General features: G+C 40.3%; 15 protein-coding genes and 1 pseudogene. 15 read left to right on the top strand and 1 reads right to left on the bottom strand.

The window, feature by feature from the left end; translation table 11 throughout:
* Positions 1-1088: 1088 nt before the first annotated feature.
* The 8 genes and pseudogenes from ltrA to PL8927_RS09485 all read left to right on the top strand — a co-directional run bounded on the left by ltrA (position 1089) and on the right by PL8927_RS09485 (position 9212).
* Positions 1089-2777: a group II intron reverse transcriptase/maturase gene (gene ltrA / locus PL8927_RS09520; protein ID WP_083620367.1), complete on the top strand. Its 1689-nt coding sequence runs from the start codon at positions 1089-1091 to the stop codon at positions 2775-2777.
* 107 nt (positions 2778-2884) lie between these two features.
* Positions 2885-3169, top strand: a pseudogene (ssb, locus tag PL8927_RS09515) (single-stranded DNA-binding protein); the annotation flags it as partial.
* 12 nt (positions 3170-3181) lie between these two features.
* Positions 3182-3706 carry a tetratricopeptide repeat protein gene (locus PL8927_RS09510; RefSeq protein WP_083620363.1) on the top strand — a complete coding sequence of 175 codons (525 nt, stop codon included), beginning with the start codon at positions 3182-3184 and terminating at the stop codon, positions 3704-3706.
* Positions 3707-3988: 282 nt separating this feature from the next.
* A complete protein-coding gene (locus PL8927_RS09505) occupies positions 3989-4930 on the top strand; it encodes a response regulator (RefSeq protein ID WP_083620358.1) in 942 nt (313 codons plus the stop codon).
* A gap of 14 nt (positions 4931-4944) precedes the next feature.
* Entirely contained in the window at positions 4945-5652 is a 708-nt protein-coding gene (gene ubiE, locus PL8927_RS09500) for a bifunctional demethylmenaquinone methyltransferase/2-methoxy-6-polyprenyl-1,4-benzoquinol methylase UbiE (protein WP_083620353.1), read from the top strand.
* Positions 5653-5785: 133 nt separating this feature from the next.
* Positions 5786-7018, top strand: coding sequence for a DUF445 domain-containing protein (locus tag PL8927_RS09495; RefSeq protein ID WP_083620349.1), 1233 nt, complete (start codon positions 5786-5788; stop codon positions 7016-7018).
* 263 nt (positions 7019-7281) lie between these two features.
* Entirely contained in the window at positions 7282-8244 is a 963-nt protein-coding gene (locus PL8927_RS09490; protein ID WP_231505969.1) for a DNA-methyltransferase, read from the top strand.
* Positions 8241-9212, top strand: a complete 972-nt coding sequence (locus PL8927_RS09485; protein ID WP_083620338.1) for a hypothetical protein — start codon at positions 8241-8243, stop codon at positions 9210-9212. The genes PL8927_RS09490 and PL8927_RS09485 overlap by 4 nt, the downstream gene beginning before the upstream one ends.
* A gap of 10 nt (positions 9213-9222) precedes the next feature.
* On the opposite strand, the gene PL8927_RS09480 is transcribed toward PL8927_RS09485, so the two are convergent.
* Positions 9223-11553 carry a heavy metal translocating P-type ATPase gene (locus PL8927_RS09480; protein ID WP_083620335.1) on the bottom strand — a complete coding sequence of 777 codons (2331 nt, stop codon included), beginning with the start codon at positions 11551-11553 and terminating at the stop codon, positions 9223-9225.
* Positions 11554-12183: 630 nt separating this feature from the next.
* Between PL8927_RS09480 and PL8927_RS09475 the strand changes: the two genes are divergently transcribed.
* From PL8927_RS09475 to PL8927_RS09450, 7 genes are all read left to right on the top strand, one after another.
* Positions 12184-12393, top strand: coding sequence for a DUF2997 domain-containing protein (locus PL8927_RS09475; protein ID WP_083620330.1), 210 nt, complete (start codon positions 12184-12186; stop codon positions 12391-12393).
* A gap of 46 nt (positions 12394-12439) precedes the next feature.
* Positions 12440-12826 carry a DUF1257 domain-containing protein gene (locus PL8927_RS09470; RefSeq protein ID WP_083620326.1) on the top strand — a complete coding sequence of 129 codons (387 nt, stop codon included), beginning with the start codon at positions 12440-12442 and terminating at the stop codon, positions 12824-12826.
* Complete coding sequence (locus PL8927_RS09465) at positions 12826-13290, top strand: ferredoxin (RefSeq protein ID WP_083620322.1); 465 nt, start codon at positions 12826-12828, stop codon at positions 13288-13290. Before PL8927_RS09470 ends, PL8927_RS09465 begins: the two co-directional genes overlap by 1 nt.
* A gap of 145 nt (positions 13291-13435) precedes the next feature.
* Positions 13436-13603: a hypothetical protein gene (locus PL8927_RS27995; RefSeq protein WP_197047366.1), complete on the top strand. Its 168-nt coding sequence runs from the start codon at positions 13436-13438 to the stop codon at positions 13601-13603.
* Between the two features lies 1 nt (position 13604).
* A complete protein-coding gene (locus tag PL8927_RS09460) occupies positions 13605-13814 on the top strand; it encodes a type II toxin-antitoxin system HicB family antitoxin (RefSeq protein WP_083620317.1) in 210 nt (69 codons plus the stop codon).
* Positions 13815-13990: 176 nt separating this feature from the next.
* A complete protein-coding gene (locus tag PL8927_RS09455; RefSeq protein ID WP_042153658.1) occupies positions 13991-14224 on the top strand; it encodes a hypothetical protein in 234 nt (77 codons plus the stop codon).
* On the top strand, positions 14221-14631 hold the full coding sequence (locus PL8927_RS09450) for a type II toxin-antitoxin system VapC family toxin (protein ID WP_083620313.1): 411 nt from the start codon (positions 14221-14223) through the stop codon (positions 14629-14631). The genes PL8927_RS09455 and PL8927_RS09450 overlap by 4 nt, the downstream gene beginning before the upstream one ends.
* Positions 14632-14792 lie beyond the last annotated feature (161 nt).

Raw genomic sequence — 14792 nt, 5'->3', positions numbered from 1 at the left:
CAATACCCATGTCCCGCGATAAGGAAAAACGACTAAAAAGACCCACTATTGTTTACGCCCCCAATCTGCGACAATTTTTAACTTAATCTGATAGATGTTTGACATATTCCCCCATTAACCCAAATGTTAGACGAAGAATATTAAGACGGTTCTTTCCCTATAACGAGTTAACTGAATCCTTTCGGAGTGTCCCTAAGAGCGAGTAACCGATGTGAATTTTATTACGTTTTGGTGTTTGCGTCTAGTCCCATGGGATTCTAGCTTGAATTAGCAATCACTATTTTTCCCTTGACTTTAGCCATAGTTCGTGGGCTCAAAGACCGGATCACCGATTGATGCTGTTGATAACAGCCAACCGTTATAATTGTTAGTTATTTATTCATTCAAAATAATGAGTCTAAATATTGTTACGTTGGTTGGCCGTGCTGGCAGAGATCCAGAAGTCAAATATTTTGGTGCGACCCGTTAAGCGTAAAAGTCATCAACCTTGATGGTGTAACGCTTGCAAGGAATTGTATAAACATACAAGACCTTGACAACTTAATTCCTGAGTGGGTGAGATTTCTAAGAAATGTTACAAACTTAGCAAATCTTTAGAGAACAATTCCCACCGTCTAAATGCAAGACGAAGCAATGCCCCCACTGGGGAGACTGACCATCAAACTGGTGAAGCGGGGCGTAACGGAGGTAACTCTGAACCTAACAGGGAATCCCTTCTAGCTGAGACGAGTATGAGTAAGGAAACTGAATCTGTGACCGAACCATCGTTATTGACAACAGCCTACTTATGTTAATAGGCTGGGCCAAAAGGCAAGGATAAGGGCTAGGCAACTCGAAATTTGACCTAGAGCATTCCCAAAGAAACCCGGTGGATAGCAGGACTCTAACCTCGCCGTAAAGCAGGAATTAGGAACGGGATAACTTCTCGGAAATCTCTCAGGCGGTCGAATACCTGAGTAGGCAGTCAAGCCGCATGATGCCAAGAAGTGAGATTGATTCAGAAGCCAATGCCTTTAGGAAAGCTAAAGGATATGCTGACGGAATCACGGTGATTTGGAGATAGAAAATCAAGTAAAGGTAAAAATGTCATGAACACGGTTTTTAAACCGATGTATGAATGGGAAACAATAAACTGGGCAAGAGTCCAGAGATATGTTTTCAAGCTTCAAAAGAGAATCTATCAAGCCTCTGAACGTGGTGATGTTAAGGCAGTCCGTAAGTTACAAAGGCTGTTGACTAATTCGTGGTATGCCAAAGTTTTGGCGCTCAGAAAAGTGACCCAAGATAACAAGGGTAAAAATACTCCTGGCATTGATGGGATAAAGCGTCTTCGTAATCCTCAGAAAATCAGGTTAGCCAAAGAGTTACACTTCAATGACAAATCCGACCCCACTAAAAGGGTATGGATTCCAAAACCAGGCAAAGAGGAAAAAAGACCTCTGGGAATACCTACGATGACAGATAGAGCGAAACAAGCCCTAATGAAACTGGCACTTGAACCCGAATGGGAGGCTAAATTTGAGCCTAACTCTTATGGATTCAGACCAGGGCGGTCAGGACATGACGCAATAGCGGCAATATACAATGGCATCGTTCAAAAACCGAAATATGTTCTTGATGCCGATATTGAAAAATGTTTTGACCAAATTAACCATCAGAAACTACTCGAAAAGTTGAACACCTCACCCACTTTTAGACGGCAAATTAAAGCATGGCTAAAAGCAGGGGTAATGAAAGGCGACAAATTATTTCCAACCCCTGAAGAAACTCCCCAAGGAGGCGTTATATCGCCATTATTGGCAAATATAGCTCTACACGGGATGGAAAACGCCTTAGAAGGTAAATTCAAACGAAGAGTCGGCAAAACTAAACAAAAGCGGGATATAAGCTTTGTTAGATATGCCGATGATTTTGTAATCATGGATGAAGATTTAGATGTAATCCTCGAAGCAAAATCAGTAATCGAAGAATGGTTAAAAGAAATGGGGCTAACTCTCACCGAAAGCAAAACCAGAATCACTCACACTTTTGAAAAATACGAAGGTAAAGTGGGATTTGACTTTCTAGGTTTCAACATTCGGCAATACCCAGTTAGTAATAAACAAAGTGGGTCAATTGGTGGAACCGAATTAAAGAGAGGACATAAAACGCTCATCAAACCCAGTAAAGAAGCTATCCAAAGACATTTGGACAAGATTGACGATTTACTAAGAAGGAATCATCACTCAAGCCAAGAGCAAGTTATAAACGCCCTAAACCCGGTAATACGAGGATGGGCAGCTTACTACTCAACGGTAGCCAGTGCCAATACCTTCAACAAAATCGACAGCATAATTTTTTCCAAACTCAGAGGATGGGCTAACAGCAGAAGTGGACGAGGACAGAATAAAACTGAAACCGTCTCAAAATACTGGGGAGTCAACAGAGGATTAGGCTGGATATTTATCACCCCCGATAACAAATATGTACTGGAAAAACACTCCAACATGAAAATTCGCCGCCATATCAAAGTAAAAGACACAAAAAGTCCTTTTAACGGAGATTTGGTTTATTGGGGACAAAGATTAAGCCAACATCCAATGCTAAGAAATATGGCATCCAAACTTCTTAAAAAACAAGAAGGAAAATGTAACCACTGTAATCTGAGATTCATGAGTAATAGCTTGCTTGAAATCCATCACATTGACAGAAATCGAGCAAACAATAAAATCAATAATCTTGAATTACTACACACGCACTGTCACGACATCAGACACGCGAATAAAGAGGTACTCTAACCAGCCAAGTCACTGAGGAGCCGTATGAAGCGAAAGTTTCATGTACGGTTTTGAACGAGAGGTAGGAATGGTGACATTTTTATCGACTCTAATAAAATGGCAGCGTTGTCTGCAATTTCACTTTAGCAGTTAACCGTCGGACTCGAAAAACAGATGAACCCGATTGGTTTAACTTAGAAATTTGGGACAAAACGGCGGAAGTTGCGGCTAACTATGTCCGTAAAGGAGGTTTAATTGGGATTAAAGGAGTGTTAAAGTTTGACCATTGGCAAGATCGCAATACAGGCACTCAACGTTCAAAACCTGTAATTCGAGTGTATGAATTAGATCTATTGGGATCTAAACGCGATTCGGATGAAGGCGTGCCTCGAAATACCTATGATGAGTTTTAAATAGGGAAAACCGTGGCTGAAGAACCCTTAGACACTATCCACAGCTTATACCAAGCGGGTCAGTTTGCCTTTGAACAGGGCCGTTATCGAGAGTCCGTTCAATATTTAGAACAGGCTCGTCAGGCTGTAGAACCGAATTCTCGTCTGGGTGGAGAGATCCAAATTTGGCTAGTTACAGCCTACGAAGCCTCTGGCCAAAAGCCGGAAGCGATCGCACTGTGTAAACAGTTAATTCGTCATCCCACCCTGGAAACCCGTCAACAGGCTCGTCGTTTATGCGAAGTCTTAGAAGCGCCCAAACTCTATATTGATCCAGAGGGATTTGTTAAAATTCCTGACTTGAATCATCTGGATGAAAAGGAAGATTCGCGCTCTCAAACAAAAGGGGTTACATCCACTCAGTCTGTTTCTAAGCCCCCTTCTCCACCCGTTGTGATCAATTTCGATGAGGTTAAAACCCAGGATAATCACTTTCTGTGGATCGCGTTAATCATCATGCTGTTGGTTAGTGGTGGCTTCCTTTGGCTCAGTTATTAACCTGAACACCCTCCCCTGCTATAAACTTTTAGCAGGGGATTTGCACTGACATTTTCGACAACAAACCTGATAAACTAAATATTGATGTCAATATTTCTACTCCTATCTCAATTACTCTCGCCTTAAGGATCAACATTTATATTCCAGAGAATGGAAGTGGAAGCATCTGATTGCCCTAATTTGCCTGATCCAGTGTCTGAAGCGGGGTTTCCTGTTTACAACTCATGTTTGACAGAATTTTCGGGTGGATACTACAGGAGTACCAACCGCGCGGAGGTATAGATGGAAGTTGAAATTCCCCTACTAGAAAGTGTTAAGCGCCAACTCATGAATCATCAGCGACCCAAAAAGCCCAAGATGTTGGTAGTTGACGATGAGCCAGATAATTTAGATCTGCTCTACCGTACATTTCGACGGAATTTTAATGTATTTAAGGCTGAAAGCGGTGTTCGCGCCCTAGAAATTTTGGGAGATGAAGGGGAAGTGGCGGTGATTATCTCCGACCAACGAATGCCAGAAATGAAAGGTACGGAGTTTCTCAGCAAAACTGTACCTCAGTTCCCCAATACCGTGCGAATTATTCTTACGGGGTTTACCGATATTGAAGACTTGGTAGATGCGATTAATTCAGGCCAAGTCTACAAATATATTACCAAGCCTTGGGACCCAAATGAACTCAAAGCCGTTGTGGAACGAGCCGCCGAAACCTATGAACTCCTAAACCAACGCACCGCAGAACTAAATCGTGCTCAGGCTCAAACCCAACTGTTAGCAAGGGTTATGGAAGCCGCCCAAGTCGCCGCTAATCTTGAAAGCTTACTGGCTACCATTGCTCAAGCGGTGGGAGAACAGTTTCAGGCTGATGTTTGCATTCTCCAACAAATTCAGGACAATCATCTGACTCCCACAAAAGGCGATTATAGTCGCACGGGTGTTGTCGAAAACTGGTTAGCAACTGATCCGATTGTCCAAGAAGCGATGACAACGGGAACTGTACAAGCATCGATTAATATTACCGCAGATCCCGCTTTGGCGACTCTGCCTCACTATCAAAGTTCGGGAATTCAAGCCCATATTAATGCTCCGATTATCTATCGGAATCAGCAGATTGCTCTATTATCAGTACAGTGGAAGCAGCCTTGTCAAATGACTCCCGATGATTTGACAACCGTTTATTTAGTGGTACAACAAATCGCCTTGGCGCTCACCAGTCTGAAGCCTTAACCTCCCGACTTAACATGATCACCGAACACAACCGCATTCAAGAAATTTTTAATCGCATCGCGCCTGTCTACGATCAGTTAAATGATGGGTTAAGTTGGGGACAGCACCGGATTTGGAAAAAAATGGCCGTGGGTTGGAGTGGTGCTAAACCGGGTGATACCGCCCTAGATTTATGCTGTGGGAGTGGAGATTTAGCTCTATTATTGGCGCAACAAGTCGGCGAACAAGGGCGGGTTTTTGGGGTAGATTTTTCTGATTGTCAATTAGAGATAGCCGCACATCGACCTCGACCGTTTACAATTCCAACGGCTGCGATCGCTTGGGTAGAATCGGATGTATTAACCTTACCCTTCGAGGATAATACTTTTGACTGTGCCACAATGGGCTATGGTTTGCGAAATGTGGTGGATATTCCCAGTAGTCTGCGAGAACTACATCGAGTCCTCAAACCTGGAGCTACGGCTGCGATTTTAGATTTTCATCGTCCTCCCAGTTCTCTACTGCGGACTTTTCAACAGTGGTATTTGGATCAGATTGTTGTTCCCGCCGCCGAAGAATTCGGTTTTAAAGAAGAATACGCTTATATTAACCCCAGTTTAGATAAATTTCCGATTGGCTGTGAACAAGTAATGTTAGCCCAGCAAGCGGGATTTTCTCAAGCCACACATTACCCGATTGCAAGCGGTATGATGGGAGTATTAGTTATAACTAAAGCCAATTAAACAATAAACTAATGCAGCAAACCTAGACGCTGAAATCTTGCTGTTTTCTGTTTTCTGTTAAGCCCCCGTTCACGGGGGTTTGGGGGGTCTGTTCCCTGTTCCCTACTATAACTCATGGTCTGCTGCAATAAGAATGGTAAATTTTGCTGAACAGTGGGTTTTAATCACGCCTCCGATAGTCGGTGGAATTATTGGTTATTTTACCAATGATTTAGCGATTAAAATGTTATTTCGTCCTTACCGAACCCTAAAAATTTATGGTCGAAAAGTTCCGTTTACCCCAGGTTTAATTCCCAAAAATCAAGAACGTTTAGCACAACGAATCGCGGATACGATTATGGGATCGTTATTAACTCCAGAGGAGTTACAAAAATTAGCGCGTCGTTTGCTAGAAACTGAACGAATGCAAGCCGCTATTAGTTGGCTTTTAAGAGTAGCTTTAGATCAAGTTAAAGCCGATACAGAACGAAAAACAGCTAAGATTTTATCAGGGATTTTACGCGATTTTATTGGAGAGTCTTTACCCAGAATTTTACGAGTTTTAGCGAGAAAAGATGATTTTCTGGCTCCTCAAATCAACCAAATTTTTGATCAAGTTTTATTAGAATTTCAACTCAATAATAAACAGGCAGAACAGTTATCAGAATGGCTTTTAGAGGCTGTACTCCCCCCAGAAGTCTTGCGACAAGCTTTAATTGATTTTCTCACAGATCGAAATATTTCAATTATTGATGAGGGATTTCGTGAACAAAGTAGTGGCACCTATTGGGTAGTTGCTAATTTATTAGGATTACGTCATAGTTTAACCCGGCTGCGAACATTTTGTTTAGATGAAAAAGAGGAAACCAATCGTCGATTAGCAGAATTAATTAAATCTTTAGGAATCCGAGAACGATTGCAAGAATGGTTACAGAATATTTCCTTACAAAATTTACCTGTTTCTACAGTTAAACAGTTACGAAAAACCCTGCGAGATGCCGTAAGAACCTATATTCAGGAACAGGGAATAGATGTACTTCAAGGGTTAAGTCAATCCATTGATTGGGATCATATTTCGACTTGGATCTTAAAACGGTTACAAAATTCTCCAGTGATGAATACATCTTTAGAATTAGTCAGTCAAGAATTAGCATTGATTTTGGAACGGTATTTAGAACAGGATTTAGAAAAAATCATGGCGCAAGTGATTCCGATTCTGAATATTGAACAGGTAATTATTGATCGGGTGAAGGGGACTTCTCCTGAAGACTTGGAAACAGCAATTAATGGTATTGTTAAAAGTGAATTACAGGCGATTGTTAATTTAGGCGGAATTTTAGGTGTGATTATTGGCTTATTTCAGATGCTTTTGTTAATATTACGATAGCGTTCTCTATATTCTCAATTAACCCAAGAAAAAGTGTGCTTTATTATGTTATACATCATGCGCCCGGTTTTGTGTTGATTGTTCAGAGGAAATAGGATTTATAGCAGTCGCTATCACGTTTAGGATAACGATGGCTCCTGAAACCAAGCTGTACGAAATCTTTTCCTCCGGTGTTCCTAGTTTCCAGGAAAATCTAAACATAGTATAAAAGTTTAGTATAATTGTTTTCTATTTGTTAACACAATAGCGAGGAATAATTAACATTGGTCAGTTCTGATCAGCCCATAAGTATGACGCAAATTTCCCTAGAAATTGTTGAAACACAGCCAATTAGGAAGCAAGCATCAAAACCTTTAACTAAAGCATTTCAACTGCAATATTCACACCTTCATGGGCAACTTTATCAAGGTGATTCAATTGATTGGCTCAAATCCCTTGATTCTGAGAGCATTGACCTAGTTTTTGCTGATCCGCCCTACAATATTAAAAAAGCTGAGTGGGATAGTTTCGAGAATCAAGAGCAGTACATTGAATGGTCGCTTCAATGGATCAGTGAAGCCTCGCGTATTTTGAAATCAACGGGTTCTCTCTACATTTGTGGTTTTTCTGAAATCTTAGCCGATCTAAAGCATCCAGCATCAAAGTATTTCAAGAGTTGTCGTTGGTTAATTTGGCATTACAAGAATAAAGCAAATTTAGGTAATGATTGGGGACGTTCCCATGAAAGTATTATTCATTTTCGTAAATCTAATCAAGTTAAACTGAACATGGACGATGTACGAATTCCTTATGGCGCACATACGTTAAAATACCCGTCCCACCCACAAGCAGAAACGAGTGCTTACGGAAAAGGATCAAAGAAGAAACGTGATAATTGGACACCTAATCCTAAAGGTGCAAAACCTAAAGATGTTATAGAGATTCCTACTACTTGTAATGGCATGGGTGAGACAACACCTCACCCTACACAAAAACCCGAAGAGCTATTAAGAAAGTTAGTTCTTGCGTCCTCTAATGAAGGGGATTTAGTTATCGATCCATTTTCAGGGTCAGGAACAACGCTCGTGGTCGCAGAACAACTAAATCGGCGGTGGATGGGCTGTGATCTGAATATGGAATACAATGATTGGGCATTTGGACGTATAGAAAATGTTCGCCGGATGACAAAAGATGAATGGATTGCTTTTGATCGTAAAAATGCCGAAAGGAGAGAGTCTATACGATGAGTTTAACGAGTTTAGTTAATTATGCAACTGATAAAGAACGTTTTCAAACTCTTCAAGATTATATAAACTTCTGCAAAAGATATTTGCAGTTTATTGAAACAGGTTTACAAGCCCGAATAGTTTCACAGAACGAAAATCACTACCAATTCTATCAGTATCAGAAAGATGGTTTCTACAATATTACACGTCCAGTTAATACCTTATTAATGTATGAACAAGCTATTTTTGAGGATGCTTCTGTAAAATTTTTGCAAGTTCTTACACAGTTAAGAGAAAGAGATAGACAGTTGCCTGATAATCGGTTAAGGCAAGTTTTAGTTCGTACTATCTATACTATTCAGCAATCTATTGGTGCTGCCCTTGATGCCTTACCTTCAGGAAAATCTAATCAAGCCCGCAAGGTAAATGGAGATCTTTTTGAGCGTTTGATTCGCCTTATCATTGCGGAGTTAGATATAGACTGTGTTGCTGGAACAGCACAAGTCCCAATTAAGGATGATAACGGCGAATTCCTATTTAATATGAGTTATCAACATGATTTACTAATTAGTGAACAAGATCAGCTTAAAATTATTGGTTCAGTGAAAACTTCAAGTAAAGATCGGATCGACAAAATTTTTGTAGATAAGTTTCTGTACAACAAGTTAACTGCTACTAATCTACCTCACATTGCTATTTTTCTGAATGATGTGCAAAGAAAGAAGACAAAGCAATTAAACAAATATGGTATTAATTCAACTTTTCTGTCAGGACATTTCAAAGCTTACGCTATTAGGCTAAACCCATTAGATGGTGTATATTATTGTGATATTCGACCCAATATGGTTAGCGACTCTTTACTCTCACAACATATTCAAACAATTGATTACTTTTTCTATGACGATCTTTGGCGTTTACTAAGTAGACATGGACAATCCTTAGAAGAAGTAGAAATCGAAGAAGGAGAAGCCGAGGATTGTGAAGAATAACGCGGATTTGCTAACGTTGAACTTGACGACGTAATAATAACGAATTGGTGACAACAGTAACGGAACTTAACGCCATTAAAGCACCTGCGGTGGAAGGACTTAATAATATTCCAAATTTGGGGAATAAAAACCCAGCCGCGAGGGGAATTGCTACAATATTATAACCGAAAGCCCAGAATAGATTTTGACGAATTTTATTAAAAGTAGCGCGACTTAATTGGATAGAATCAACAATATCCATTAATGAATTTCGCATTAATACAATATCTGCCGTTTCATTCGCCACATCTGTTCCTGTTTGTAACCCAATACCAATATCAGCTTGTGCTAAGGCGGGTGCATCGTTAATTCCATCTCCCACCATTGCTACAACTTCACCCTGTTGTTGTAAAGTTTGAATCACATTAACTTTGCCTTCGGGTCGAACTTCGGCAAAAATATCCTCTGATTGTAAGTTTAACTCAGATGCGATCGCTTCAGCAACGGATTGGCGATCGCCTGTTAATAATATTACCCTTAACCCCATGTTTTTTAACTGTTCAACGGTTAATTTAGAATCACTTTTCAGGGGGTCACTCATTGCCATCAACCCCATAACTTTACCGTCAATAGCGATATAAACTATGGTTTTTCCTAAAAATTCGGGTAAGGGTTGAGGAGGAATAATATTAGATTCAATTAATCCGGCTAAATTCCCGACAAATATTATTTGATTATCGATAATAGCCGATACCCCTAACCCCGGTTTTGTTTGAAAATCCGATGCGGTTAATAAGGGTAAATTCTGCTGTTTAGCTGCTGTTAAAATCCCTTGAGAAATAGGATGATTTGAACCTTGTTCTACTGTTGCAGATAACTGTAATATTTCTTGGGGAGATAACTCAGAAATTGAAATACAATCTGTTACTGTGGGAGAACCTGTGGTTAAGGTTCCGGTCTTATCAAAAACAATCGTATTCAGTTGATGGACTCGTTCTAAAATATCCCCGCCTTTAATTAATAATCCCCTTTCTGCACCCATTCCCGAACCCACTAAAATAGCAGTGGGTGTTGCTAATCCTAACGCACAGGGACAAGCAATGACTAATACCGCAATTGCTAATTTTAAACTTAATAATAAAGGAGCATTTGTCGCTATTTCCACCCCGGCTAAGGGGATTACATCTGACCAAATCCGAGTTCCTAAACCATACCAAAATAAAAAGGTTAAACTCGCTAAAGTCATTACAAAATAAGTAAAATATCCCGCAACTGTATCCGCTAATTTCTGTATGGGAGCTTTGCGAGTTTGGGCGGTTTCTACTAATTGTACAATTTGTGCTAAAATAGTATCAGAACCCGTGCGGGTTGCTTCGATTAAAATCACTCCCGACTGATTAATCGTTCCGGCTGAAATACTATCATCAATTTGTTTTAAAATTGGCATCGATTCCCCCGTTAACATCGATTCATCGACGGTGGTTGTTCCAAACCGAATTTCGCCATCAACGGGTATTTTTTCACCGGGTAATACTTGTAACCATTCCCCAACTTTGACTTGTTCGGAGGGAATTTCTACACTATTCAAAATTGAATTATCTTGAGATTGAGGGGGGATTAAACGGGCGGTGGTGGGTTGTAAAGCAATTAAAGATTGAAAGGCGGTGGCGGCTCGTTGTCGAGCGTGCTGTTCTAGGGTTTTTCCTAATAAAATAAACCCCAATAACATCACGGGTTCATCAAAGAAACATTCCCAACCTAATTGGGGAAATAATAGCGCCACAAAACTGGTTAAATAAGCCGTGAGCGTTCCCAGTCCCACCAATGTATTCATATTGGGAGCATTATTTAATAAACTGCGCCCCCCATCAATAATAATAGAACGCGCCGGAAATAATAACGCAATTGTAGCCAGTCCCCAATGAAACCAAATATTACTGAGAAGGGGAATATGGGGAAAGCCAAAATGATGTAAATGCCCAATACTTGATAATAATAATAACAGACCACAGGTAACAATGCGTTGAATTTGTTTTCCCATGTCTTGGCGATGTCGCTCTTGTAACGCCTTTAATTTGTCCGTAGCGGAGGAGGTTAAATTACGAGGTTGGCTGGGAAACCCGGTATTTGTTAAAATTTCAGCCAGATTTTCTGGTTTAATTTGGTTCGCTTCGCATTCAACCGTTGCTACTTCTGTCGCTAAATTCACAGAAGCAGAAATTACCCCCGGTTGTTGGATGAGTTGACGTTCCACCGCTTTAACACATCCAGCACACTGCATTCCCCCCACATCTAAAATAATCCTTTCGGTTTGGGGTGGAGTTAAAGTTTTATCAGTCAGAGGTTTAGGAGCAAGCTGCATAACGGTTTGGGGTGTTAACGGCGCGATAGCGATTAGAGAGATTATAGAACAAATCCTCACTGTAGGGGTGGCGTCCCTCCCAACCCTCTTTGCGCCTGGGTTGGGAGGGACGCATTGGTGTCAACAATCGCGCCAAAAGCCTTGAAATAAATTTCAGGCTCAAAGCTTAAACCCGTTAAAACGGGTTAATGGAGAATGATCTTAGTCATCTTTAGATGACTTTAGCTTTTAGCCCGAACTTTAGTTCAGGGCATTATGACTTAAGTTGACACCAATGGGAGGGACGCCACCCCTACGATAAAATGTTACAACCTCAAAGCAGATTGCTATAGAAAAAAAGCTCATCAATAGTCCTCCCCAGATTATAGAGGTTTCCGAGGATTTTCTTAAGACTGGGATTGAAAATTTAGGATAAAGTTAACATATAATTGACCTACTGCTTCAAGTATTAATAACTTTTGTTAAGTTGTGACTCGTTTCTGATCGATTCGTCAAAATTGATGTACGGACATTTCGAGTCAAACGGCCAATCAACAAAAGGATGATCGGTTGTTAGTTGTCGGTTAACAGTCAACGGTCAACCGTCAACGGTCAACCCTCGGTGTATGTTCTCGCCATTCCCCTAGCATAATGGAAACGTTAGAATTCATCATCTATCCAGATGGCCGTGTGCAGGAGAAAGTTACTGGCATTGTTGGGGCTTCCTGTGCGGAAGTAACCGCCGCTCTCGAAGCCGAATTAGGCATCGTACTAACTCAGGAAACCACTTCTGAGTATTACGCCCGTACCCAACAACAGTCCGAGACCGCGACAACCCAAGTGGGTTCGAGCCATTGGTAAATTCTGTTTTTGAGTTCACTGAAAATCTCGTTAAAAATCGCCAACTATGTCACACTTTAGCCAAATCAAAACCCAAATTCGGAATCTGACCTCATTACAAACTGCTTTAAGCGATCTGGGCATTGACTGGAAAGCTGGCCCTCAAGAGGTGCGCGGTTATCAAGGTCAAACCCGTCCCGCTCAAGTGGTCATTGAGCAAGAAAATGGTTATGACCTAGGCTTTACTTGGAATGGCCAAGAATATGAGTTTGTTGCTGATTTACAATTTTGGCAACAAGCAGTTCCCGTTGATCGGTTTTTAAGCAAAATCACTCAACGGTATGCTTACCAAACTGTTGTTAACGAAACCGCCAAACAAGGGTTTCAAGTTTCTGAACAACAAAATCATCAAGATGGTTCCATCCGCTTAGTTTTACAACGCTGGAGTGCCTAATGTCTGATGGGTCTGTATCGCTAACTGATCCCGTGTCTGAACGTTCTGGGTTTGAACCAGAATTGGGCGGATTTTTGCGAAATGCGCCGGAACGTTCGGGGTTTGAGCCGGAACTCGGCGGTGTATTACGACAAAAAGGGGTTTATGTAGATGAACTCACCTGTATTGGGTGTAAACACTGTTCCCACGTCGCTCGGAATACTTTTTTTATTCAAGAAGATTATGGTCGAGCGCGTGTTTTTCGACAGGATGGCGATACATCCGCGTTAATACAGGAAGCCATTGATACTTGTCCGGTCAATTGTATTCATTGGGTTAATTACACTGAACTGAAACGGTTAGAAGCAGAACGTCAAGATCAGGTAATTCCCGTTGTTGGTTTCCCCGTAGAAGCAGCGATGGCACACCGGAAACGTCTGAGGGAAAAACGCAAAGCGGAGAAAACTCTCTCACCGAATGACTAATTTCTGGGAGGCTATAAACTGCTCTTTTTTTATATTCATTTAATTGGTATCAGGCAAAAGGAGAATATTCTTCTTTTGCCTATTTTAATCTTTTGTTTAATTTTGATATAATTAATTCAAACAGTTAAGAATGAGGAGATTAACAATGTTAGTAAGTAATCTGACTGTAGAACAACTTCAAGATTTAATTCGACATACCGTTGAGCAATGCCTAGAGGAATATTTGGGTGATCCTGATGTGGACTTAAATGTGAAACCAGAAGTTAAACAGAAATTGCAAGAAATTATCCAGTCTCAACCCTCAAAGAATTAAAATGCTACGATATGAAATAGTGATTTATTGGAGTCATGAAGATCAAGCGTTCATTGCAGAAGTACCAGAATTACCTGGATGTGCTGCGGATGGAAAAACCTATCAAGAAGCATTAGAAAATGTAGAAATTATTATGCAAGAATGGATTGAAACGGCGCAAGAGTTAGGACGTTCTATTCCTGAACCTAAAGGACGATTATTGTTAGCTTAATAATGATTTTCCACCATTTTTCTGTGTCTTGAAAATTAGTTAAACGATAATCTGAGAGTGACAGAAGAGGAATATTTGTTCTGAAGATGATCTAAAAATTGAGAGTTGAAGCTGTTTATACACAGGTAAAAAATTAAATTAGATATAATTGAATAAACAAAGAGGAAAAATCCACCATGAATTTACAAGAGTTAAAAAATGCTGCTTATCAACTTCCCGTTCATGAACGGTTATTACTGGTAGAGTCTATTATTCATTCATTGTCTCAAGAATTGCGTCCTCGTCCTGATGTTCCTGATGGAGTTTGGGAACGTTTGCGGGGAAGTTTAAAAACGGATAACGTTGAATTAACTGATGAAGATGTAGAAAGATTAAAAGATGAAAGTTTAACGGAGAAGTATCTCAAATGAGGATATTACTAGATACTAATATTATTTTAGATAGTTTACTGGCTAGGATGCCCTTTTTTGAAGATGCTGATCGGTTATTTCAGGGAATTCGATCCGGTCAAATCATCGGTTATGTAACAGCAACGACATTAACTGATATTTTTTATATTGTCAAAAAACAGAGAAATGCCCAAATCGGTAAACAGTATGTTTCTGATTTGTTATTAACATTAGAAGTTTGTGCTGTTAATCAAGATATTCTTAAAACAGCACTGGCTTTAAATTTAGACGATTTTGAAGATGCAGTTCAACTCGCTTGTGCAATGAATGAAAACTTGGATGCAATTGTTACCCGTGATTTACAAGGATTTGTTAACTCCCCGATTACTATTTTATCCGCAGGGGAAGTATTAGCTCGTTTATCTTAAATTAAACTTTATTAAAATCTATTTAAAATTATCTGTAGGGGCGGGTTCTCTCCCATCTTTCACATCCTACAATTAACCTTGATAAACCCGCCCAACCCCACCCAAGAATAAGAAATCGGGTTTCTGTACAAATCTTGTGTTTGTTACCGATAATCTGGAAA

This window comes from Planktothrix serta PCC 8927, from assembly GCF_900010725.2.
Classification (GTDB): domain Bacteria; phylum Cyanobacteriota; class Cyanobacteriia; order Cyanobacteriales; family Microcoleaceae; genus Planktothrix; species Planktothrix serta.
Note: the sequence above shows the minus strand (reverse complement) of the source record. Positions and strands in the feature narration are given on the sequence as shown.

Excerpts from the sequence above, each read along its gene's own strand:
- ltrA (WP_083620367.1), top strand. The coding sequence starts at position 1,089 with ATGAACACGGTTTTTAAACCGATGTATGAATGGGAAACAATAAACTGG.
- PL8927_RS09505 (WP_083620358.1), top strand. The coding sequence starts at position 3,989 with ATGGAAGTTGAAATTCCCCTACTAGAAAGTGTTAAGCGCCAACTCATG.
- ubiE (WP_083620353.1), top strand. The coding sequence starts at position 4,945 with ATGATCACCGAACACAACCGCATTCAAGAAATTTTTAATCGCATCGCG.
- PL8927_RS09495 (WP_083620349.1), top strand. The coding sequence starts at position 5,786 with ATGGTAAATTTTGCTGAACAGTGGGTTTTAATCACGCCTCCGATAGTC.
- PL8927_RS09485 (WP_083620338.1), top strand. The coding sequence starts at position 8,241 with ATGAGTTTAACGAGTTTAGTTAATTATGCAACTGATAAAGAACGTTTT.
- PL8927_RS09480 (WP_083620335.1), bottom strand. The coding sequence starts at position 11,553 with ATGCAGCTTGCTCCTAAACCTCTGACTGATAAAACTTTAACTCCACCC.
- PL8927_RS09475 (WP_083620330.1), top strand. The coding sequence starts at position 12,184 with ATGGAAACGTTAGAATTCATCATCTATCCAGATGGCCGTGTGCAGGAG.
- PL8927_RS09470 (WP_083620326.1), top strand. The coding sequence starts at position 12,440 with ATGTCACACTTTAGCCAAATCAAAACCCAAATTCGGAATCTGACCTCA.
- PL8927_RS09465 (WP_083620322.1), top strand. The coding sequence starts at position 12,826 with ATGTCTGATGGGTCTGTATCGCTAACTGATCCCGTGTCTGAACGTTCT.
- PL8927_RS27995 (WP_197047366.1), top strand. The coding sequence starts at position 13,436 with ATGTTAGTAAGTAATCTGACTGTAGAACAACTTCAAGATTTAATTCGA.
- PL8927_RS09460 (WP_083620317.1), top strand. The coding sequence starts at position 13,605 with ATGCTACGATATGAAATAGTGATTTATTGGAGTCATGAAGATCAAGCG.
- PL8927_RS09455 (WP_042153658.1), top strand. The coding sequence starts at position 13,991 with ATGAATTTACAAGAGTTAAAAAATGCTGCTTATCAACTTCCCGTTCAT.
- PL8927_RS09450 (WP_083620313.1), top strand. The coding sequence starts at position 14,221 with ATGAGGATATTACTAGATACTAATATTATTTTAGATAGTTTACTGGCT.